This is a genomic window from Pantoea sp. Z09 (assembly GCF_022394795.1).
In the GTDB taxonomy this organism is placed as follows: Bacteria; Pseudomonadota; Gammaproteobacteria; order Enterobacterales; family Enterobacteriaceae; genus Pantoea; species Pantoea latae.
In genome coordinates this window covers 1429976-1450934 of the sequence record NZ_CP092373.1, presented here as the reverse complement: position 1 = coordinate 1450934, position 20959 = coordinate 1429976, and the positions used below count along the sequence as shown (strand labels likewise).

Annotated in this window: 18 protein-coding genes and 1 tRNA gene; 5 read left to right on the top strand and 14 right to left on the bottom strand. The window is 58.2% G+C overall.

The window, feature by feature from the left end; genetic code table 11:
- Nucleotides 1-10: 10 nt before the first annotated feature.
- The 3 genes from MC269_RS06875 to MC269_RS06865 all read right to left on the bottom strand — a co-directional run bounded on the left by MC269_RS06875 (nucleotide 11) and on the right by MC269_RS06865 (nucleotide 4014).
- Nucleotides 11-679, bottom strand: coding sequence for a haloacid dehalogenase type II (locus tag MC269_RS06875; protein WP_081140023.1), 669 nt, complete (start codon nucleotides 677-679; stop codon nucleotides 11-13).
- A gap of 27 nt (nucleotides 680-706) precedes the next feature.
- Nucleotides 707-2176 (bottom strand): aldehyde dehydrogenase, encoded by a 1470-nt coding sequence (locus tag MC269_RS06870; RefSeq protein ID WP_239954591.1) that lies wholly within the window; start codon nucleotides 2174-2176, stop codon nucleotides 707-709.
- 377 nt (nucleotides 2177-2553) lie between these two features.
- Nucleotides 2554-4014 (bottom strand): NAD-dependent succinate-semialdehyde dehydrogenase, encoded by a 1461-nt coding sequence (locus MC269_RS06865; protein ID WP_239954590.1) that lies wholly within the window; start codon nucleotides 4012-4014, stop codon nucleotides 2554-2556.
- 162 nt (nucleotides 4015-4176) lie between these two features.
- On the opposite strand from MC269_RS06865, the gene MC269_RS06860 reads away from it, so the two are divergent.
- On the top strand, nucleotides 4177-4842 hold the full coding sequence (locus MC269_RS06860) for an O-methyltransferase (protein WP_081140134.1): 666 nt from the start codon (nucleotides 4177-4179) through the stop codon (nucleotides 4840-4842).
- Here the strand turns inward: MC269_RS06860 and cbl are convergent.
- Nucleotides 4839-5798, bottom strand: coding sequence for an HTH-type transcriptional regulator Cbl (cbl, locus tag MC269_RS06855; protein WP_239954589.1), 960 nt, complete (start codon nucleotides 5796-5798; stop codon nucleotides 4839-4841). The genes MC269_RS06860 and cbl overlap by 4 nt on opposite strands.
- 238 nt (nucleotides 5799-6036) lie before the next feature.
- Between cbl and MC269_RS06850 the strand changes: the two genes are divergently transcribed.
- Genes MC269_RS06850 through MC269_RS06840 form a run of 3 tightly spaced genes read left to right on the top strand, consistent with a single transcriptional unit; the run spans nucleotide 6037 to nucleotide 7427 of the window.
- A complete protein-coding gene (locus MC269_RS06850; RefSeq protein ID WP_239954588.1) occupies nucleotides 6037-6729 on the top strand; it encodes a hypothetical protein in 693 nt (230 codons plus the stop codon).
- Between the two features lie 12 nt (nucleotides 6730-6741).
- Entirely contained in the window at nucleotides 6742-6927 is a 186-nt protein-coding gene (locus tag MC269_RS06845; protein ID WP_239954586.1) for a hypothetical protein, read from the top strand.
- 20 nt (nucleotides 6928-6947) lie between these two features.
- The gene (locus MC269_RS06840; protein ID WP_239954584.1) at nucleotides 6948-7427 is read left to right on the top strand and encodes a type VI secretion system tube protein TssD; all 480 of its coding nucleotides are present in this window, start codon (nucleotides 6948-6950) and stop codon (nucleotides 7425-7427) included.
- Between the two features lie 74 nt (nucleotides 7428-7501).
- Here the strand turns inward: MC269_RS06840 and nac are convergent, their stop codons facing one another.
- The 4 genes from nac to MC269_RS06820 all read right to left on the bottom strand — a co-directional run bounded on the left by nac (nucleotide 7502) and on the right by MC269_RS06820 (nucleotide 12282).
- Complete coding sequence (gene nac, locus MC269_RS06835; RefSeq protein WP_081140015.1) at nucleotides 7502-8419, bottom strand: nitrogen assimilation transcriptional regulator NAC; 918 nt, start codon at nucleotides 8417-8419, stop codon at nucleotides 7502-7504.
- Between the two features lie 376 nt (nucleotides 8420-8795).
- Nucleotides 8796-9818 (bottom strand): ABC transporter permease, encoded by a 1023-nt coding sequence (locus MC269_RS06830; protein ID WP_174580909.1) that lies wholly within the window; start codon nucleotides 9816-9818, stop codon nucleotides 8796-8798.
- Nucleotides 9819-9841: 23 nt separating this feature from the next.
- Nucleotides 9842-11326 (bottom strand): sugar ABC transporter ATP-binding protein, encoded by a 1485-nt coding sequence (locus tag MC269_RS06825; RefSeq protein ID WP_081140013.1) that lies wholly within the window; start codon nucleotides 11324-11326, stop codon nucleotides 9842-9844.
- Between the two features lie 32 nt (nucleotides 11327-11358).
- Complete coding sequence (locus tag MC269_RS06820; protein ID WP_239954582.1) at nucleotides 11359-12282, bottom strand: sugar ABC transporter substrate-binding protein; 924 nt, start codon at nucleotides 12280-12282, stop codon at nucleotides 11359-11361.
- 506 nt (nucleotides 12283-12788) lie between these two features.
- Between MC269_RS06820 and MC269_RS06815 the strand changes: the two genes are divergently transcribed.
- Nucleotides 12789-12864 (top strand) — tRNA-Asn (locus tag MC269_RS06815).
- 130 nt (nucleotides 12865-12994) lie between these two features.
- Here MC269_RS06815 and MC269_RS06810 read toward each other — a convergent pair.
- The 6 genes from MC269_RS06810 to MC269_RS06785 are packed head-to-tail and all read right to left on the bottom strand — an operon-like array spanning nucleotide 12995 to nucleotide 20731.
- Nucleotides 12995-14215 (bottom strand): acyl-CoA dehydrogenase family protein, encoded by a 1221-nt coding sequence (locus MC269_RS06810; protein ID WP_239954579.1) that lies wholly within the window; start codon nucleotides 14213-14215, stop codon nucleotides 12995-12997.
- Entirely contained in the window at nucleotides 14212-15615 is a 1404-nt protein-coding gene (locus MC269_RS06805; protein ID WP_239954578.1) for an LLM class flavin-dependent oxidoreductase, read from the bottom strand. The genes MC269_RS06810 and MC269_RS06805 overlap by 4 nt, the downstream gene beginning before the upstream one ends.
- A complete protein-coding gene (locus tag MC269_RS06800) occupies nucleotides 15593-17233 on the bottom strand; it encodes an ABC transporter ATP-binding protein (protein ID WP_239954576.1) in 1641 nt (546 codons plus the stop codon). The genes MC269_RS06805 and MC269_RS06800 overlap by 23 nt, the downstream gene beginning before the upstream one ends.
- A complete protein-coding gene (locus MC269_RS06795; protein WP_239954574.1) occupies nucleotides 17230-18093 on the bottom strand; it encodes an ABC transporter permease in 864 nt (287 codons plus the stop codon). The genes MC269_RS06800 and MC269_RS06795 overlap by 4 nt, the downstream gene beginning before the upstream one ends.
- Nucleotides 18090-19070 carry an ABC transporter permease gene (locus tag MC269_RS06790; protein WP_239954573.1) on the bottom strand — a complete coding sequence of 327 codons (981 nt, stop codon included), beginning with the start codon at nucleotides 19068-19070 and terminating at the stop codon, nucleotides 18090-18092. Before MC269_RS06790 ends, MC269_RS06795 begins: the two co-directional genes overlap by 4 nt.
- Nucleotides 19067-20731 (bottom strand): ABC transporter substrate-binding protein, encoded by a 1665-nt coding sequence (locus tag MC269_RS06785; protein ID WP_239954571.1) that lies wholly within the window; start codon nucleotides 20729-20731, stop codon nucleotides 19067-19069. Before MC269_RS06785 ends, MC269_RS06790 begins: the two co-directional genes overlap by 4 nt.
- Nucleotides 20732-20959 lie beyond the last annotated feature (228 nt).

Sequence of the window (20959 nt, the reverse complement as noted above, 5' to 3'; positions counted from 1 at the left end):
TGCGCTATCCTCAGAGACCGACCACGGCAGGCAGGCCGCCGATATCGTTGATTTCGGTGTAGCCGTAGTACGGGTTCGCCGGTTCATGGCCGCGATTAACCCAGGCCTTGTGCGTAATGCCGAGATCGTGCGCCGTCATCAGGTCGTAGCGGAAGCTGGAGGAGACGTGCAGGATCTCGTCAGGACGGCAGTTGAGCTTCTGCAGCATATATTCGAAGCCTTTCATCTGCGGCTTATAGGCGCCCACTTCCTCGGCGGTGATCGCCAGATGGATCGGCGCGCCCAGGCGCGGAATATGGTGCGGCAGCAGATCCTTCATCGAGTTGCTGAGCAGCACCAGCGGGAACTCGGTTGCCAGTTTCGCCAGCCCGGCCGGCACGTCGGGATGCGGCCCCCAGGTGGCGCAGTCGGTGTAGATATAGTCGCTGTCCGCCTTGTCCCACGCCACGCCCCACTTTTTGCAGGTGCGCTGTATCGCGTTGCTGACCACGTCGTAGTAGGGCTTCCAGGCGCCCAGCACTTCGTCCATGCGGTAGCGGGCGAAATCGGTGGTGAACGCCTGCATCTCGCTCGCCGCCACGCGCGCCTCGAAGCAGCGCGCCGCCGCGCCCGCCATATCGAAGTTAATCAGCGTGCCGTAACAGTCAAAGGTGATGTATTTCGGTTTAAACAGTGCCATGACGCGACCTCGTCTCTATCAGGAAAGTTAAAAATCGATCAGTACGCTTTTCTGGCGCTGGCAGGCCTGAAACGCCTGCCGCCCCAGATCTTTGCCGATGCCGGAGCCGAGAAAGCCGCCGGTGGGGATGATAAAGTCGCCGGAGCGGCCGTAGCGGTTAATCCATACCGTGCCGGCATCGATGGCGCGCATCGCCCGCATGGCGCGCGGCAGGCTCAGAGTGTGCACCCCGGCGCACAGGCCGTAGGTGTCGTGTGCCGCCAGCCGCAGCCCCTCTTCTTCATCGTCAAAGGTCTGCACCGTCAGCACCGGGCCGAAGATCTCCTGCTGCACCGCCGGGTTATCTTGCGCGACGCCGCACAGCAGCGTGGGCTGCCAGAACCAGCCCGCTTCGGTGTCGGCGAAACGCTCGCCGCCGACCAGCACCTCCGCGCCCTGCGCCTTCGCGGCGGCGATCACCGAGGCGACTTTGTTGCCCTGGCGTTCGTCAATCAGCGGCGCGTAGCGGCTGTCGCCGTGCCAGGTCACACCGGGCTGCACGCTGCGGCACAGCGCGGCGAGGCGATCGAGCAGCGGCGCGGCGATGGCGCGCTGCACAATCAGGCGGGTGCCGGCGACGCACGCCTGGCCGCCGTTGGCGGTAAAGCCGCGCAGAATGCGCTGCGCCAGCACTTCAATGTCGCCCGCGTCGTCAAACACTAGCTGCGGACTTTTGCCGCCCAGCTCCAGCGTTACCGGCTTCATGCCGTGCTGCGCCACGTCGCTCATAATGCGCGCGCCGGTCAGGGTTGAGCCGGTGAAGGAGACCTTGCGCACCAGCGGATGGGTCACCAGCGCATGGCCGGTCACCGCGCCGCTGCCCTGGACGATATTGAGCACGCCAGCAGGCAGCCCGGCCTGCAGCGCCAGCTCCGCCATGCGCACGGTGGAAAACGGCGTCAGTTCGGAAGGCTTGAGCACCACCGCATTGCCCGCCGCCAGCGCCGGGCCGCACTTCCATGACGCCATCGACAGCGGAAAATTCCACGGCGTAATGGCGCCTATCACGCCGTAGGGCTCGGCGATCAGCATGCCGAGGCTGCTGTCGCGCGTCGGAAAGAGATCGCCGCTGTATTTATCGGCGCACTCGGCGTAGAAGCGGATCGCTTCGGCGGTGAACGGAATTTCATGCTGCGCCACATCGCTAATCGGACGGGTGGAGCCGAGCGCCTCCAGCTGCGCCAGCAGGCTGTCCTGCTCGATCAGATCGGCCCAGCGGCGCAGCACCCGGCCGCGTTCGCGCGGCGCGCAGCCTGACCAGCCGCTGCTTTTCAGCGCCTGGTGGGCGATCTGCACCGCGCGGTCGACGTCGGCGGCGTCCGCCTCATGCAGCGTGGCGTAGATCCTGCCGTCTGAGGGGCGCTTCACCACAAACGCCGCGCCCTGGCTCTGAACGTGCTGGCCGTCGATATAGTGGCCAACCGGAAGCGAAACTTTTTCAGGGTCGAAACTTAACATGGAAAATTCCTTATTTTTCACACCCGTCAAACCAAAGGGAATTAGCGCTGTCGCAAGGCTTATATTCAGCGTTAATAAGCTCATGCAAAAAGGTAATGCAGAAAGTATGCCAGCCAGCTAAAAAATAAAAATGCGTTTAAAACAGCGCAAAAAAATTTTGTGCCGTATTGAAAGCGGAAATTTTGCGTAATTGCCGAAGGAATAAACAGATGATTTAGCTCACAAAAATCATGCATTGCCGTGGTGCACCGCGCATGAAACTTGCACTAAAATGGCGAACCACGAGAAAAATCTGACGCAGCGCACAAAATAAAAAAAGCGTTTGCTGCTTTCGCCGCAAACGCCTGCTGTAAGAAATTATAAAAAAGGGTTGAGGATTAATTCAGACTGCCAATATGGAGCGCCTTCTGTTCCAGATATTCTTCAATACCATAGCGCGATCCTTCGCGCCCGATCCCGGATAATTTTACGCCGCCGAACGGCGCCACTTCTAATGAGATCGCGCCGGTATTAAAGCCGACCATGCCAAATTCCAGCGCTTCGGCGACGCGCCATGCGCGACGAATATTCTCGGTGAAGAAATAGGCGCCGAGCCCATAGGGGGTGTCGTTGGCCATGGCGATCGCCTCTTCTTCCGTGTCGAAGATAAACAGCGGCGCCACCGGGCCAAAGGTCTCTTCATGAGCGATACGCATCTGCGCGGTGACCTCGCCGAGCACCGTTGGCTGCACGTACGTGCCATTGCCGTAGCTGGTTCCGCCGGTCAGCAGCGCCGCCCCCTGAGCAAGGGCATCCTCGATATGGCTGTTGACCTTCTCGACCGCGCGCGCGTTGATCAGCGGGCCGATGGTGCTGCCGGGCGTAAACCCGTCGCCGACTTTTAGCGTGGCGACCGCCTCGAGCAGCTTCGCCGCGAAGCGCGCATAGATACCGCGCTGCACCAGAATGCGGTTGGCGCAAACACAGGTCTGTCCGGCGTTGCGGAATTTGCTCACCATTACGCCCGCCACCGCGATATCGACATCGGCGTCGTCGAAGACGATAAAAGGCGCATTGCCGCCCAGCTCCAGGCTGAGGCGTTTGACGCTGTCGGCGCTCTGCTGCATCAGCATCTGGCCGATGCGCGTCGAGCCGGTAAAGGAGATTTTCCGCACCAGGCGACTGCCGGACAGCGCCGCGCCGATCTCCGTCGGCAGGCCGGTCACCACCTGCAGCACGCCGGCGGGGAAGCCCGCGCGCTCCGCCAGCACCGCCAGCGCCAGCGCCGAAAGCGGCGTCAGCTCCGACGGCTTGACGATAATCGGACAGCCCGCCGCCAGCGCCGGCGCCACTTTCCGCGTGATCATGGCGATGGGAAAATTCCACGGCGTGATGGCCGCCGCGACGCCGACCGGCTGTTTCAGCACGAGAATGCGGCGATCCTCGCTCGGCGCGGGAATGGTATCGCCGTAGATGCGGCGCGCCTCTTCGGCGAACCACTTCACAAAGCTGGCGCCGTAGAGCACCTCGCCTTTGGCCTCCGCCAGCGGCTTGCCCTGCTCGGCGGTCATGATGGTCGCCAGATCGTCGGCGTGGGCGAGGATCAGCTGATGCCACTTCTCCAGCAGCGCGGCGCGGCTGGCGTTGGGGGTTTTGCCCCACGCGACGCGCACCGACTCGGCGCAGGCGATGGCCGCCTCCGTCTCCGCGCGGCCCAGCGCCGGAATGGTCGCCAGCGTTTCGCCGCTGGCGGGATCGGTCACCGGCAGGGTTTCGCCGTTGTGCGCCGCCTGCCAGCGGCCGTCGAACAGCGCCTGCTGACGCAGCAGATCGGGATCTTGTAGTTGAAGACGCGACATTTCACTCCCCTCTTTGATCGGTTTTATTTCACTTTATCGCGTCGTCTCAGCGCAGGATGTTTTTCTCGCCAGGCAATAGCCTTAATCAGCGAGTTTTGTGGGCGGAAAGAAAATTTTATGCCGCGCGACTGCTATGCTCAGTTTTTAAACAAGGAGATAACCATGAGCGATCATATGTGGCGAGCGGTTGATGATTACTTCACCGAAACGCTGGTCAAACCGGATGCGGTGCTGCAGGGGGTGCTGGCACGCAATGCGGAGGCGGGCCTGCCGCCGATTGACGTGGCGGCGAACCAGGGCAAGCTGCTTTATCTGCTGGCGCGCATGATGAACGCCTCGCGTATTCTGGAGATCGGCACGCTGGGCGGCTACAGCACCCTTTGGCTGGCGCGCGCCCTGCCGGAGAATGGCCGCATCGTTACGCTGGAGTTTTCGCCGCAGCATGCGCAGGTGGCGCGCGCCAATTTCGCCGAGGCGGGCGTGGCGGATAAAATCGAGCTGCTGGTCGGCCCGGCGCTGGAGAGCCTGCCGCAGTTGCAGGGGCCGTTCGATATGATTTTTATCGACGCCGATAAGCGCAATAATCCACACTACCTGCGCTGGGCGTTGAAGCTGGCGCGCGTCGGCAGCGTGATTATCGGCGATAACGTGGTGCGCAGTGGGCGCATTGTCGACTCACAGTCAACGGACGAAAACGTACAGGGGCTGCGACACTATCTGCGCGACGTCGGCGACAGCCCGCACCTGACGGCGACCGCGCTGCAAACCGTCGGCAGTAAAGGCTGGGATGGGCTGCAGCTGGCCATCGTCGAGTCGCTGCCCGATTAGATCTGGAAGTCGATAACCGGCTCCTCTTCGCTCTGGTAGGAGAGCGCCTGACGTTTGATCTCTTCCAGCGAGAGGTTGGCGTTGCACAGTTCCATAAACTGCCAGACATAGTTGCGCTGTAGCTGTCCGCGCTTCAGGCCCAGCCAGACGGTATTGGCGTCAAACAGATGGTGGGCGTCGATGCGTACCAGCCCCTCACTCTGCTGGGTTTCACACGCCTGATCGGCAAGGATGCCGACGCCTAACCCCAGTTCCACATAGGTTTTCACCACGTCGGAGTCCTGCGCGCTCAGCACGATATCGGGCTTCAGCCCGGCGCTCTGGAAGGCGCGGTCGACGCGCGAACGTCCGGTAATGCCCTGACGATAGGTGATAAGCGGGTAACGGCTCAGGGTGCTGAGCGAAACCGGCTGCTGGTGCACCAGTTCATGATCGCTCGGCACCAGCAGCGCGTGATGCCAGCTAAACCACGGGAACGCCGCCAGGCTGCTGTTATTAACCAGCAGCTCACTGGCGATGCCGACATCTGCCTCACCTGCCAGCAGCATGGCGACGATCTCCTGTGGCGATCCCTGATTTAACTCCAGACGCACGTTGGGATAGAGCTGGCGAAACGCTTTGATGATGCGCGGCAGGCTGTAGCGCGCCTGGGTGTGCGTGGTGGCAATGGTCAGGATGCCGCTGGTTTCGTTGGTGAAGACGTCGGCCAGACGGCGCACTTTGCCCGCCTCGTCGAGAATGCGTTCGGCGATGGTCAGCAGCGCTTTACCCGGTTCGGTCATGCCCAACAGCCGCTTGCCGCGACGAATAAAAATCTCCACGCCCAGCTCATCTTCCAGATCGCGGATATGGCGACTGACGCCCGACTGCGAGGTAAATAGCGTGTTTGCCACTTCCGTCAGATTGAACTCGCAGCGCGCCGCCTCACGGATGATTTTAAGTTGCTGGAAATTCACGATATTTACCTCCCTTTACGAAATTGTTATCTCCGATGGTAAGAAGGTTTATTGATATCAACAAATAATAAAAACTTTGTGCTTATGCGTATGGGGAATATGGGTCAGTGGAAAAATGCCTTCTCAAGGTGGGTAGTGCTGGTGACCTCACAAATTAAACTCGCTGTGGTTAGAAAGACTAGAATGCATAAGTTCTCTACGCATACCTTAATAACATCATAAAGTGTAGGGACACATTATGCAGGCTTCAGACTATTTGAAAATGAAGTTTCAGAGCGACAGGCAGTTGGCTCTTTACGCCCAGCAGGGCGTAACGTCCACCTGGAAGGCGATGAAGGGGATCGGATCGGATATTTACGCAGGCGTAGAGCGCGTGAGTTGGTATTCATCATGCCTTATTCCCTCGTATCACGATGTATGCAGGCAATTATTTTCAGAAGAAAAAAGAATGCTGTACTCCGTTCGTTCTCTATATCGATACCGGGATGTAATAGCCCATATGCTTTATCTTTATTTTCAAATGATTATAGAGGATGCAAAAAATGGAAACCATAAAGACAGGGTGCGATCTGCTGATTCAACAGTCGCAAGCATGGTTGCCAGCATCCCGGCTGGCAAAGCGACTCGTCTTAGCCTTGCAGTCGCTCTGTCAGAGGCCTTATCCATGTCGGACGTTCTCTCGCGCTCAGTTATAGAAAGGCTGGCGGCAAGGGTGCCTAACGTTGTCTGGTTATTCCAAATATTCGGAACGGATCAGAAATGTGCCCTTGCTGCTCGCCGGCTAAAAACGTTGGATGAACAATACTATTTCATTCTCTATAACGCTCAATTAGAAATGCTTTATTACTTTATTGAACCTGTCTTATCTGAAGTCATAAAAAAGTTCAGATTGAACGCTATCGTAATTTTGAAGAAATTCACGATGCGATAAAGAGCGAATATCATGTTTAAAACTTTTTTATCACTTATTTTTAATGAAGGGCTTATTCTGGTCAGCCTGATTGGGCTGGGATTTTTTTACCTGGGATTTTTTCCAGCGTACTGGCTGCCATTAACAGTTATCTCAGTGGTTGTACTTATCATTGTGCTCCCCAAATTCACCGCAAAATTTGATAAGTATGATAAATAATCAACAAAAAAAGGAATTTTATGTCTAATCCAGCATATTTATGGTTAACCGATGAAAACGGCTCACCGATGGCGGGTCCGTCGCTAGTGTCGGGGCGCGAAGGCGCGATTGAACTGAAATCTCTTACGCATAACGTCAATATCCCTGTGGATGGAAACACCGGGAGATTAACCGGCACGCGCATCCATATGCCAATCATGTTTCAAAAGGAGTTCGACCGCGTCACCCCGTTGCTCTTTCGGGCATTAAGCACGGGAAAAACGTTGCAGTCTGCCATCATTAAAATGTACCAGATTAATGAGGCCGGACTGGAGCAGGAGTATTTCAATATTATTCTGGAAGGGGTAAAGCTAACCTCTATCACGCCCGATCTTTATCCCGGCAGCAACACAGGCACGCACCTTGAAACGGTGCTGCTACGCTATGAGAAAATTACATGGAAGCACTGCGATGGGAATATTCTTTATACCGATTCATGGAATGAACGCGCAACGTATTAATCATTGCGCTGATTGCCTGCGCTCCAGCAGGCAACAAAAGCGGCCCCGCAGGACCGCTTGCTTATCCTGGCTTACTAACTCACTAACAGCAGCGCGCGCTCTTCCGCCATCGGTTTGGTCAGCAGCGACAGCAAAATATCTTTTACCGCCTGCGCAGAAGGCGACAGCGGCAGACGCGCCGAGACGTTCAGCGACAGCGGCAGATTGAGCGCCGGGCTGTTGATGCGCGCCATCCAGGCCTGCGTCGATCCCACCAGCGAACGCGCGGCGGATTCCGGCAGCACCGTGACGCCCATGCCGCTGGCGACGGCGGCGGTCAGCATCGACAGCGATTCGATCTCGCCGATAATGCGCGCGCTGAGACGACGCAGCGAGAACGCCTCGTCGACCCGCTTGCGCACCGCGCTGTAATCACGCGGCAGGAACAGGCTCATCTGCGCCACCTCGGCTAAATCGACCGACGCGCCCGGACAGTCGGTCGCGCCCACTAAATAAAGCTCTTCTTTCATCAGCGGCATGCTGGTGATGCCCGCGGTCGGCGCGCGGTCATAGAGCACCGCCATATCAAGCTGGCCGTTCATGATCTTCTCATTCAGCGACGCGCCGCTGTTCTCATGCAGATAGACCAGGATGTCTGGATGCTGCTCGCGTACCGTTTGCAGCAGCGGCATGGTCAGCGACGACGCCGCCGTGCCCGGCGCCATGCCGATGGAAACCTGTCCGCTCAGCGCCTGTCCGGCGTTGATCACCGCCGTCTGCGCCTGTTCGCACTGGCGTAAAATCGTCCGCGCATGCGCATAGAGAATTTTACCGGCTTCGGTCGGCGTGACGCCGCGCTTGGTGCGGATCAACAGCTGCTGATCGAGTTCGTTCTCCAGCGTGGCCACCTGTTGACTGAGCGCAGGTTGCGCGATGTGCAGCACTTCAGCCGCCTGCGTCAAACTGCCAATATCGACGATTTTTACAAAGTACTTCAGTCGTCTTAAATTCATCTTGCCTCCGTCACTTTCCCCGAATGCCAATAACATCTGTTCTTGTGGCCTGCTGACCTCGTAGTAAACAAATTGCAATTAGCAGGCCACTTTTCGCGCGGCGCCGACGCGGCAGCTGCAGAAAAATCCTAACAACCCGAAAAATAAGCGTTTCTGATTACTCATAAAGAGGTAATAAGCGGCGGGAATGGCCTGATGACCAACGTTGCAGAGGCCAGTGCACTTCAGTGGTGCAGCACCTGCGTGCCAGACGTGCATAAAAGTGATGGCTCAGCGGGGAGAAGCGGAAAAAGCGCGGTTATCCAGCAGTAAAACTTATTTAGCCCACAAAAAGCCTGCTCAGCTCAGGCGAGCGAGCAGGCCAGCGGTGGGAATATCAGCGTTTTTTACGGTTGCGATGCATATCGATAGAGACAGCCGCCACAATAATGATGCCCTTAATAATGTCCTGCACGTAGGCGTCGACGCCAACAAAGGTGAAGCCACTTTTGATCAGGCCGAGGATCACCGCGCCAATCAGCGTGCCGGTAATGCGCCCGACGCCGCCCATCAGGCTGCTGCCGCCGATGACGGCCGCGGCGATAGCATCCAGCTCATAGGCCATCCCCATGCTTGACTGGCCGCTGCTGACGCGCGCCGCCAGCACCACGCCTGCCAGCCCGGAGAGCGCACCGGCGATGGTATAGACGATCACCAGGTACTTATTGACGTTGATGCCGGAGACTTTGGCCGAGGTCATATTGCCGCCGATCGCGTAAACATATTTGCCGTAGCGGGTATGTTTCAGGGCGATGTGGAACACCAGCGCCACCACCAGGAAAATAATCACCGGCATCGCGCCCTGGCCGATAGAGGTAAACCCGTCGGAGAGGAAGCTAATCGGATTGCCCTGGGTGTAATACTGCGCCAGACCGCGCGCCGACACCATCATGCCCAGCGTGGCGATAAAGGGCGGAATGCCGGTCCGGGTGATCAGCACGCCGTTCACCAGGCCGCACAGCAGGCCGACGCCGATGCCGGCGCCAATCGGCACCACCGCAGGCATGTTCACCAGCGACGGAAACATCGGCGACAGGCTGTCGGAAGTTTGCGCCAGGCTGGCGGCGACCACCGCAGTCAGCGCAATCACCGATCCCGAGGAGAGATCGATGCCGGTGGTAATAATCACCTGCGTCACGCCGACCGCGATCACGCCGATAATCGCCACCTGCAGCACAATCAGGATCAGGCGGTTGGTGTTCATCAGAAACGACTGGTCGCGCACGTACCAGCCGGCCAGTTCGAAGATCAGCGCGATGCCGACCATCACGATAAAGATGCCGGTATCCTTCGGCAGTTTATGCCGCAGATTACCGAAGAATGACGACTGTTCAGTTGCCGGAGTGGCTGTCACTTTCATGTTGCTCATGGTTGTCTCGCGCCTCATTCGGATGCCAGCGACAAAATGGTTTCCTGGTCGGCCTCTTCTTTATCGAGGATGCCGGTAATACGTCCCTGATGCATCACCATCACGCGGTCGCTCATGCCGAGTATTTCCGGCAGTTCCGACGACACCATGATGATAGCCACGCCACGGTTGGCCAGTTCAGAGATCAGACGGTAAATTTCCGCTTTCGCGCCGACGTCGATACCGCGCGTCGGTTCATCGAGGATCAGGATTTTCGGCTGCGCCAGCAGCCAGCGGGCGATCAGCACCTTCTGCTGGTTGCCGCCGCTCAGGTTGTTGATGATCTGATCCATAGTCGGGGTTTTGATATTCAGCCGACGGATCTGATCCATACAGTCCTGCGCCATCTTGACGTGGCTGACGAAGCCGCTTTTGCCGCTGTACTCCGGCATGTTGACGATGCTCATGTTCTCCATCACCGACAGCACCAGAAACAGCCCCGACTTTTTGCGGTCTTCGGTTAAAAAGGCCATGCCCTTTTCGATCGCCGTGGAAGGCGAATCGATGTTGACCGGCACGCCGTCGATCAGCACTTCGCCGCTGTCGATGCCCTCCATGCCGAACAGGCTTTCCATCACCTCGCTGCGCCCCGCGCCGACCAGACCGGCAACGCCGAGGATCTCGCCGCGCCGCACGCTGAAGCTGACGTCATGAAAGCGATCTTTGCTGCTGAGGTTGCGCACCGTCAGCACCTCTTCGCCGATGGCGTTGTTGAACTTGGGAAAGAGCTGCGTCAGTTCGCGCCCCACCATCTGGGTGATCAGCGACTGGCGCGTAAACTGCGCGGTGTGGTTACTGCCCACCCAGCTGCCGTCGCGGAAGATGCTGATTTCATCGGTGATGGCGAAGATCTCATCCATCTTATGGCTGATGTAGATAATGGCTTTGCCCTGCTCGCGCAGGTCGCGAATGATGGTGAAGAGGTGCGCCACTTCGCTTTCGGTCAGAGCGGAGGTCGGCTCATCCATAATCACGATATCGGCGTTCCACGAGACCGCCTTGGCGATCTCCACCATCTGCTGCGCGGCGATGCTCAGATCCCCCACCAGCCGGTCGGCCTTCAGGCGGATGTTAAGCTGATTGAGCAGCGTCTGCGTCTGCTGGTTTAGCCTGCCGTGATCGACAAAGCCAAATTTCATCGGCTCGCGCCCCAGCCAGATATTCTCTGCAACGGTCATGTAGGGCACCAGGTTAAGCTCCTGGTGGATCATGGAAATGCCGGAACGCAAGGCGTCCATGGTGTCCTGAAACTGCACCGGCTCCCCTTTAATGCGGATGGTGCCCCGATCGGGACGGTACATCCCGATCAGGCACTTCATTAAAGTGGATTTGCCCGCGCCATTCTCGCCCATCAGGGCATGTACCGATCCCGGACGCACGCGCAGCGAAACGTTATCGAGTGCCTTCACACCGGGAAAGAACTTGCTGATGCCTTCGGCTTCAAGCGCAAAAGCGGTCATACATCACCTCCGTACGGCTGAGTCGGGATCGGTTATTTCTGATTACGGTTAACGAACTGCTGCATATTCTCTTTGGTGATCAGCTGATAGGGGATATCGATGACTTTCTGCACTTTTTCGCCCTTCGCCAGCTTAACGGCGGCCTGCACCGCGCCTTCGCCCTGCCCTTTGGCGTCCTGGAACACCGTGGCGACCATCTTGCCGTTCTTCAGCATCTGCAGCGCGTCCGGGGTGCCGTCCACGCCGGCGATCAGGATATGGTTGGGGTTTTTGCCCAGCGCCTGCAGCGCGCCGATAGCCATCTCGTCGTTGTTGGAGGCGATAGCCTGAATATCGTCGCCTGCGGTCAGCCAGTTGCTGACCACGTCTACCGCGTCGTTACGCATAAATTTTGCGGTTTGCTTCTGCACTACTTTGATGCCGGGATATTTCGCCACCACCGCTTCGACGCCTTTGGTACGGTCGCGCGTGGATTCGTTGGCAAGGTCGCCCATCAGAATAGCGACGTTGCCTTTGCCGTTCAGCGCTTTCGCCAGCGCCTCCATCTGCAGGCGGCCCGCCAGTTCTGAGTCCGATCCCACATAGGCCATTTTGTCGGTCAGCTCCGCCTGCGGACGGCGGTTAACGAAGATCAGCGGGATGCCCGCTTTGGTGGCCTGGTCCATGATCGGCTTGACGGCGTTGGTATCCACCGGATTGACGATGATGGCGTCGACGCCCTGGCCAATAAAGTTCTGCACCTGCTGCAGTTGCTGCGAGACATCGCCTTTGGCGTCCTCTAGCTGTCCCTGCACGCCCTCTTTCTGCATCTCTTTCTGCATCGCGGTGCGCAGGATGGTCAGGAAGTTGTCGTCAAACAGCGCCATCGAGACGCCAACGGAGAGATCTTTCGCCATCGCGGCGGCGGGCAACATGCAGGCTAACAGCGTGACAGCGAGTGTTTTTTTGATGTTCATGAGTAACCCTTATTGTCGTTAACTTGCCGACGCTGCTGATACCGCGAATGAAAAATATCTTTTACATTCACTCAACGTTGCTGGCGGATTCCGGTCTGTTTATAGAGGTAAGGCTCGGCGTTCGCGCTTTTTTGTGACCAACCCCTCCTTTTTACAATCTGTTGTTTCTACTGGATATATTTTTTTAATCACGTTCCACTTTTTGCGAATTATTTCGGCCGTGATGATAAGCAGTTTATTTATTCCATTAATCTTGTTTTTGAAATTTTTATCATAAAAGCACTGAAACAGTTGTTTTAACATCGGCAAATAACAAAACTTTGACACGCATCTAACATCTGCAGGGAAATGCGTTTAAAGTGAGATCCTGTTGGCAGTTTGAAATCTCGCCGAATTTGTTGAAAAAGCGGCAAACCGCTGCTTTTGCGAGCGTTCAGTCGGGAAAAGTGAAATCGTGCTTTGACAAGCCAGAACGGCGTCGCTAATATTCGCCCCGTTCCAACGATTCCTCTGTAGTTCAGTCGGTAGAACGGCGGACTGTTAATCCGTATGTCACTGGTTCGAGTCCAGTCAGAGGAGCCAGATTTAGAAAAGCCCGCTCAGGGAAACCTGAGCGGGCTTTTTGCTTTCTCGTCGTTAGCGCGGACAGGCAAAATGCGTGGTGTGCGTAGGGTCTCATCAAGAAGAAAACGAATAACCGTTTCTCCTCACCTCACACCGTGCCAATGCGCCACTGATAAGACGGCGCCTGACCATTTACCACAAAATCCCCAACGATCCGCTCCTTATAAACCCGTGGATTATGTGACACCAGCGTGCGCGCATTGCGCCAGTAACGATCCAGCCCCAGCTCAGACGAGGTGGCGGACGCACCCAGCGCATCAAAAATCAGTTCCACTGCATCAAGGATCAGGGCCGATACCACGGTTTGCGCCTGCGCCACCGCCAGCTCGGCCTGCTGATTGGCCGCATCGGCCAGCTGAGGTTGTTGCTGTACCTGGCGGGCGTAATTCAGTTCCTGCGCGCTTTGCTGCACCAGCGCCTGAGCCGCCCAGACGGCGCTGTGAACTTTACCGACGATTTGCAGAATCTGCGGGTCCTGCGCCGCACGCGCGGCGTTGCCGTGCGAGTAGCTACGCTGACGCTGACGGACCGCCAGCGCCACCTCTTCCGCTGCTGCCTGCCCAATCCCGGCCAGTGTCGCCAGGTGCACCAGCTGATAAAAAGCCGTATCGGACGTGGTGGCGCTGGCGTCGTGGCGGGAGATATCTTCCGCCGTCACCGGCACCTGATGAAAACGCGTGGTGCCGCTGGCGGTAAGCCGCTGACCAAAACCATCCCAGTCGTCGATCACTTCCACACCCGGATGATGACGATTGACCGTCACCCCGACCCATACCTGATTTTCATCACTGGCCCCGATATTGATCCAGTCTGCATACAGCGAGCCGGTGGTATAAAATTTCTCCCCGTTGAGTTCAAAACCCGTATCGCGTGGCAGGACGGTGGTGGAAAAGGTAGCTTGCTTCGCACTGCCAGGTTCGCTCCAGGCATTACCGATCCAGTCACCCTCCGCCAGCCGGGTAAACCAGCGCTGCTGTTTGGCCGAATCGTCCGCAGTTAATATACTTTCGACAAAGCCGAAATGGGCGCGCAACGCCTGGGTGATATTAGAGTCTGCCGCTGCCAGCTCGGTCAGCAAGGCAAAAAGCTGCGGCAGGGTTACGCCATAACCACCGAACGCTACGGGCACCCGCAGCGCACCAAACCGCACCTCCCGCAGCCAGTGCAGCGGCACATGCAGCATTTCACGTTGTTGTTCACGCTGTAACGCTCCCGCACGAATACGGGCAAAGATCGGGCGAAAACGTTGTGCCAGCGCCCGGTAAGCCGCATCACGATCGCCTCCCAGCGCAGAAAATTGTGGTGTCATGCCTTCACCTCTTCATCAGTGGTTTTGGCGGCGTATTGCTCGGGATCGCGATATTGATGGGCGGGATGGCTGGCAGGGAGATGCGGCCCCTGACCAAACAACTTTTCGCGCAACGTGCTGCCTGCCGGATAGGCGTGACGATATGCACCCCGCCGTTGCAGCTCCGGCACCAGCCAGGCGATCACGTCAGCAAAGGTTTCGTGGGCGACAACGTAAGCGAGGTTGAAGCCGTCAACATCCGTCTCATTGACCCAATGTTGCAGCGCATCCGCCACCGTGACGGCGGAGCCGATAAACACCTTGCCCAATCCGCCGATGCTGCCGAACTCCGCCAGATCCTGCACCGACCAGTTTTCCTGCTGCGGCGCAAAGGTATTCACCAGCGAGGCAATCCCGCCTGCGGCATCTTTTTCAATCGGCTGGTGCGGATCCGCCCGTGAAAAATCCTGCCCGCTCCAGCCCGAGATCAGCGCCAGCGCCCCTTCTGGTGAGATGTACTGCTGATACTCACGCCATTTGGCCTGCGCTTTCTCATCGGTTTCATCGACGATAATGGTGATAAGTGCATAAACCAGCACCCCCTGCGGATCGCGTCCCTGCGCGGCCACCTGCTGACGCAGCCGCGAAACTGTGGTTTTCAGCTCGGGCAGTGAGTGTGAATTAACAAACACACTTTCGGCGTTACGCGCGGCAAAGCGCACCCCGGCGCCGGATGACCCCGCCTGGAACAACAGCGGCGTGCGTTGTGGTGAAGGCTCGCTCATATGCACGCCAGGCACCTGATAGAATTTGCCGTGATGACCAATGGCGTGCACCTTTTTCGGATCGGCAAACAGGCCGCGCTCACGATCGCGCACCACTGCGTCCGGCTCCCAGCTCCCCTCCAGCAGCTTATACAGCACCTCCATATACTCTTCGGCTCGGGCGTAGCGGGCGTCATGTTCCAGCAGAACGGGCTGCCCCACGTTGCGCGCCCCGCTATCGAGGTAGGAGGTCACAATATTCCAGCCAATCCGGCCGCCGGTCAGATGATCGGCCGTGGAGAGTCGTCGGGCAAAGGTATAGGGGTGTTCATAGGTGGTGGAAATGGTGATGCCAATACCCAAATGCTGGGTCGCCATGGCGATCGGTGCCGCCAGCTGCAGGGGATCGTTGACCGGAATCTGCGAGGCTTCGCGCACCGCCGTATCGATGTTGCCGCCATACACATCGTAATAACCGATCACATCGGCGATAAAAATGCCGTCAAACAGCCCCTGCTCCAGCAGCCTGGCCAGATCGGTCCAGTAGCTGATGTCTTTATATTGCCAGGAGCGATCGCGCGGATGACGCCATAGTCCAGATGACTGATGTCCCACGCAGTTCATTTCAAAGGCGTTAAAACGTATTTGTTTGCTCATTGATGAGTCCTGTCTCCATCGCACCGAAAGAAGAGGCCGCCAGCAGTTGGCGGGTAAACGCATGTTGGGGACGGCTGAAAATCTCCTGCACCGTACCCTGCTCCACGACGCGGCCGTCGCGCATCACCAGCAGGCGATCGCATAAATGACGGATCACGGCCAGGTCATGGGAGATGAACAGATAAGCCACGCCGAGGGCGGCCTGAAGCGTACTGAGCAGATCAAGGATTTGTGCCTGTACCGACGCGTCGAGCGCCGAAACCGGTTCGTCGCACAGGATCACATCGGGTTCGGTCGCCAGCGCGCGGGCAATCGCCACCCGCTGTCGCTGGCCACCCGACAGCTGCTGCGGCCAGCGTTCAGCAAGACTCAGCGGCAGCCGCACCTGTGCCAAAAGCGTTGCAATCCGTTCAGCCTGTGCGCTGCGCGGCAGCCCCGTCACATCCAGCGCATCACTGAGGATCTGCCGCACCGACCAGCGCGGATCAAACGAACTGAGCGGATCCTGATAAATGATACTGAGCGCCCGCCGCCGCGCCCGCCGCTGTGCCTCTTTCACCGGGGGCTGCGCCTGCGGATTGACCCACGGCAGTCCGGCGAAATCGACCTCGCCGCTATCCGGCTCCACCAGCCCCATCACCATGCGTGCGGTGGTGGTTTTACCCGACCCCGACTCGCCGATGATGCCGAGCGTTTCTCCCCGATGCAGCTGGAAACTCACCGCATCCACGGCGGTGATCTGATGATGTGCGCGGGTATAGGTTTTGTGCAGATTGCGTGCCACCAGCACCGGTGCCTCACCGGGCTGGCGCTGGCGACGGTGATCCGGCTTACGCGCGCCCGGTGCCGCCGCCAGCAGCTGACGGGTGTAATCATGTTGCGGGTGATAGAGCACCTGTTGTGCGCTGCCCTGCTCTGCCACCACGCCGTGGTGCATCACAATCACTTCATCGGCCAGATGCGACACCAGGTTAAGATCGTGGCTGATGATCAGCAGACCCCGCCCCTGCTGCCTGATCTCCTGCAGCAGCGCAATAATCTGCGCCTGCACGGTGGTATCGAGCGCCGTGGTTGGTTCGTCGGCAATCAATATCGGCGGGTCGAGGGCCAGGGCGCAGGCAATCAGCGCGCGCTGGCGCAGACCTCCGGAGAGTTCTCCCGCGCGCTGTCGCGCCCGCAGCGTGGGATGCGGGATCCCCACCTTCTCCAGCAGGGCCAGCATGCGCGCCTGGCGCTGTTGCCGCGTCCCCCAGCGGTGCGCGTTCAGGGATTCCAGGATCTCGTCACCAATGGAACGCAGCGGATCGAGCGATACCAGCGCATCCTGCAGCACAAAACCAATATCCTGCCCACGCAGGTCACGCCATGCTCGCTCTCGCAGCTGGAGCAGGTCTCGGTCGCCAAAGGTGAGCTGACGCGCCTGTACTTCGCAGCCAGGCGCAGACAGCCCAACCAGCGCACGCGCGGTGACGCTTTTCCCTGAACCGGACTCGCCCACCAGCGCCACCACCTTGCCGGGTGACAGGCGAAAAGAGATATTGCTGACCAGCCGTTTACGTTCGCCGTGCTGGTTCACGTCGATGGTTAACCCTTCCACAATCAGTTGCCTGTTGCTCATATCAGCCGTCCCTCACGCTTGCGTTGCAGATAGCGGCCCAGCACTGAAGTCGAGAGCGTGGTCAGCACAATGAATAATCCAGGGAAGAAAGTGAGCCACCAGGCCTGCTCCACGAAATCACGTCCCATTGACAGCAGCGTGCCCCACTCCGCAGCAGGCGGCGGCGCACCCAGCCCGAGAAAGGAGAGTGCGGAAGACCAGACAATCGCCTGCCCGACGCCCATGGTCAGCGTCACCAGCAACGGGCGTAGGGCATTCGGCAGCAGCTGCCGCAGGATAATGCGCGCAGGGGAGTGGCCTAACGCACGGGCCGCATCGATATAGCTGGCGTGACGCACCGTGAGCACCTGGCCGTAAACCATTTTGGCGTAACCCGGCGCATTGCTGATGCCGGTGGCGATGATTAACGGACCGATACCGCTGCCCAGATGCGCACTGAACAGCAAGGCCAGGATCAGCGTTGGAAAGGAGAACAGGATATCCAGCAGCCAGCCGGTGATACGCTGACCCGTATCGCCGCTTAGCCCTCCGGCCAGCCCCAGCGCAATCGCCAGCACCGCCGATATCATCACCGCCCCAACGCCCAGCAATAATGAGAGCCGCGCGCCATAGACCACGCGGCTGAACAGGTCACGGCCTGACTGATCGGTGCCGAACCAGTGCTGCACGCCAGGGTCCTGAAAAGCATCGCGGGGCGAAATCGCCAGCGGATCGTAATGGGTGAATAATCCGGGAAACAGCGCGGCCAGCAGCAAAAACAGCAGGAAAAGGGCGGCAAATACCGCGCCGGGGGCCACCGGCTGGCGTCGCGTTCGCGCCGCTTGCCGGGAGTCCGTTAACGTAACCGGTGAGCTACTCATCGTCTGCCCTCCTCAATCCGGGGGTCAATCACCACGTAAAGAATGTCCACCAGCAAGCTGGTGACGATATACGCCAGAGTGATCACCAGCGTGATGCCGACGGTGAGTGGCATATCCTGTTTCATCACCGCCTGATAAAGCTGACGCCCGATGCCCTGACGCGAGAAAATCAACTCAATCAGCACCGCGTTACCCATCAGCGCGCCAACCGCCCAGGCTGACAGGCTGACGGCAGGCAACAAGGCGTGACGCAGCACATGACGCAAACGCACCGCCAGGTCGCTGACGCCCCGAGCGCGGGCGCTGAGAACAAAAGGTTGTTCTATGGCAATGCCGAACGCTTCACGCATTACCTGCGACATAAACCCGGCCAGCGGGATCGCCAGCGCCAGCGACGGCAGCACCAGTCCTGCCCACCCTTCATCACTCTCTGGTGGGAACCATTGCAGGCCAAACGCAAACACCGACAGCAGCACAATACCCAGCCAGAACTGAGGCAACGCCGCGCTGAGGGTTTCAATGGCGGAACCGAGAGATGACAGCAGCCGATGGCGGCTGGCGGTCGTCAGCATGGAGATCAGCGCCAGCAGCCAGGCAAACAGCAGCGCCGCCAGCGTCAGCTGCAGCGTTGGCCCCACCTGTTCCGCAATCACCTCGGCCACCGGCTGATGCTGAGAAAAGGAGAGGCCTAAATCACCGCTTAACAGCCGTTTCAGCCAGAACAGGTACTGTTCCGCCACTGGCTTATCCAGCCCAAACTCGCGGATGGTGGCAGCAATGGTCTCGGGCGTAGGATTGGCCGAGGGACCGCCCAACAGCGCTCGCACCGGATCACCCGGCGTGAGTTTCAAGGCAAAGAAGGTGACGGTAGCGGAAGCCCACAGCACGATAATGCCGCCCAGCAGCCGGTGCAGGATACGTTGCGCGCGTTTATTCAGCCTCGCACGCGCAAGGCTATCGTTGAGGATAATGCTCATTTGCTGACCCACGCGTCATACAGCCAGGTTACCGTCAGCGAAGGTTCGAGACGGACATCGTGGGCGGTTTTGTAAATGCCTAAGCGGGTACTTTGCGGGTAGGTGCGCAGTTGCAGGTAGTTATCTGCGATAATTTTCTGTGCCTGATAGTAAAGTTTGCGGCGAGTGTCGCTGTCCTGCGTCTCCAGCGCCTGCTGGACAAGGGCGTCGAACGGCGGATTGTTAAACCCGGTATCATTCTGGTGATAGCCACCCGACCCTGCCGCACCGAGAAACGCCGATCCGAACAGAATTCGCAGCACGTCAGGCGTATTGGTGTTCCAGTAGCCGAGGCTGACATCGTAGTCCCACTTGCCCTGCAAATCGGTCGATGCCGCATCGCTGACCGGTTGCAGCTGGACATCAAAACCGACCTGACGCGCCGTGGCCTGCACCTGTTCCCACAGCGTGCGCTCTGGCGCGCTGGTTGACGCACCAATCGGGATATGTACCGCCAGCGGCTTGCCGTTGCGAATGCGGATCGCGCTCGGTTCGGCTTGCGTCCAGCCAGCCTCATCCAGCAGCTGTGCCGCGCGCTTCGGATCATAATCGTCGGCATGGGCAAAATCCGGGCTGTAGAATGGCGTCACCGGACTGAGCGGCCCGCTGGCGCGGTGGAAATGGTTGAAAAAGATGCTGGCCAGCGCGCCTTCAATGTCTGCCGCGCGTACAAAGGCTTCACGCACTTTCAGGTCGTTAAAGGGCTCCCGGCGGGTATTCAGCCCGCCGTAGGTCGGGTTGCCAGGACGATCTTTTACCAACACGGTGAGAGAACGATTTTTACTGGCGGCGGTTTCTGATTCAGGCGGCAGGGCCTCGATCACATCCACCTTGCCGCTGCGCAGTGCGGCGAACCGCACCGAGGGCTCCGGAATAAAGCGCCAGATGATGTGGTCAAGCCAGGCCGGTCCCTGATGGTGAGCATAGGGCGGCGCCCAGTGGTAATCCGGGTTACGTTCCAGCACCACCTGATTCTGACGTTCCCACTTCACCACTTTAAATGGCCCGGAACCGACCGGTGACTGGCAGTTCTCATCACGGGAGCGGGCTAATGCGCCCGGCGCTTCGATACCTAAAAAGCCCTGCGCTAAGACCTCAAGAAAGGCCGCATAGGGCGTGGAGAGGTGCACCACGGCGGTATATTCATCTGGCGTATCGGTGGATAGATACTGGCGGATATATCCCCCGGCAGTAGAGGATTGCGTGGCGGGGTTCGCCATATGATCCAGATTCGCTTTCACCGCCTGCGAGGTAAATTTTTCGCCGTTGGTGAATTTCACATCGTCGCGTAAATGAAAGGTGTACGTTTTACCATCTGCCGACACCTGCCAGCTTTTTGCCAGCCAGGGGTGGATCGCGCCTTTATCATCCATCGAGACCAGCGAATCAAGAAATTGCTGGGCGACAAACACCTGCGGCATATCGCCATCAACATGCGGGTCGAGGCAGGTGGGTTCGCGGTCGGTGGCATAAATCAGCGTCCCGCCCTGCACCGGCGTATCGGCAGCCTGGGCTACAGGCATCATGGCGACGCCACAGAGAATAACTAACGGGGGAAGTAATCCGCGACGAGTCTTAATTCCTTTTTTAAGCAAAGCATATTTGTTTTTAAATAAAGTCATAATTATTCTCTGATTGCGATGATGCCTGCCCGAAATTGGCAAACGAATAACTGATAGCAATCCCGGATAATCTTGTCTAACAACAAAAGCGCATTAATTATCCTTTGCCATTAATATCAGCGAGCTGATGAATTATTTAACACTGCAATGCGTAAAGATAATAAGTGAAAGAGACATTGCTGTTGATAAATAATGAATAACACGCTTAAAAGGCGGGTTTATTTTAAG

What these genes read in the sequence shown, in the direction of transcription:
- MC269_RS06820 (WP_239954582.1), bottom strand. Translation starts at nt 12,282, where the DNA reads ATGAACATCAAAAAAACACTCGCTGTCACGCTGTTAGCCTGCATGTTG.
- MC269_RS06850 (WP_239954588.1), top strand. Translation starts at nt 6,037, where the DNA reads ATGCAGGCTTCAGACTATTTGAAAATGAAGTTTCAGAGCGACAGGCAG.
- MC269_RS06825 (WP_081140013.1), bottom strand. Translation starts at nt 11,326, where the DNA reads ATGACCGCTTTTGCGCTTGAAGCCGAAGGCATCAGCAAGTTCTTTCCC.
- MC269_RS06860 (WP_081140134.1), top strand. Translation starts at nt 4,177, where the DNA reads ATGAGCGATCATATGTGGCGAGCGGTTGATGATTACTTCACCGAAACG.
- MC269_RS06805 (WP_239954578.1), bottom strand. Translation starts at nt 15,615, where the DNA reads ATGAGCAAACAAATACGTTTTAACGCCTTTGAAATGAACTGCGTGGGA.
- MC269_RS06875 (WP_081140023.1), bottom strand. Translation starts at nt 679, where the DNA reads ATGGCACTGTTTAAACCGAAATACATCACCTTTGACTGTTACGGCACG.
- MC269_RS06785 (WP_239954571.1), bottom strand. Translation starts at nt 20,731, where the DNA reads ATGACTTTATTTAAAAACAAATATGCTTTGCTTAAAAAAGGAATTAAG.
- MC269_RS06830 (WP_174580909.1), bottom strand. Translation starts at nt 9,818, where the DNA reads ATGAAAGTGACAGCCACTCCGGCAACTGAACAGTCGTCATTCTTCGGT.
- MC269_RS06865 (WP_239954590.1), bottom strand. Translation starts at nt 4,014, where the DNA reads ATGTCGCGTCTTCAACTACAAGATCCCGATCTGCTGCGTCAGCAGGCG.
- MC269_RS06795 (WP_239954574.1), bottom strand. Translation starts at nt 18,093, where the DNA reads ATGAGTAGCTCACCGGTTACGTTAACGGACTCCCGGCAAGCGGCGCGA.
- MC269_RS06790 (WP_239954573.1), bottom strand. Translation starts at nt 19,070, where the DNA reads ATGAGCATTATCCTCAACGATAGCCTTGCGCGTGCGAGGCTGAATAAA.
- MC269_RS06840 (WP_239954584.1), top strand. Translation starts at nt 6,948, where the DNA reads ATGTCTAATCCAGCATATTTATGGTTAACCGATGAAAACGGCTCACCG.
- nac (WP_081140015.1), bottom strand. Translation starts at nt 8,419, where the DNA reads ATGAATTTAAGACGACTGAAGTACTTTGTAAAAATCGTCGATATTGGC.
- MC269_RS06810 (WP_239954579.1), bottom strand. Translation starts at nt 14,215, where the DNA reads ATGACACCACAATTTTCTGCGCTGGGAGGCGATCGTGATGCGGCTTAC.
- MC269_RS06845 (WP_239954586.1), top strand. Translation starts at nt 6,742, where the DNA reads ATGTTTAAAACTTTTTTATCACTTATTTTTAATGAAGGGCTTATTCTG.
- MC269_RS06870 (WP_239954591.1), bottom strand. Translation starts at nt 2,176, where the DNA reads ATGTTAAGTTTCGACCCTGAAAAAGTTTCGCTTCCGGTTGGCCACTAT.
- MC269_RS06800 (WP_239954576.1), bottom strand. Translation starts at nt 17,233, where the DNA reads ATGAGCAACAGGCAACTGATTGTGGAAGGGTTAACCATCGACGTGAAC.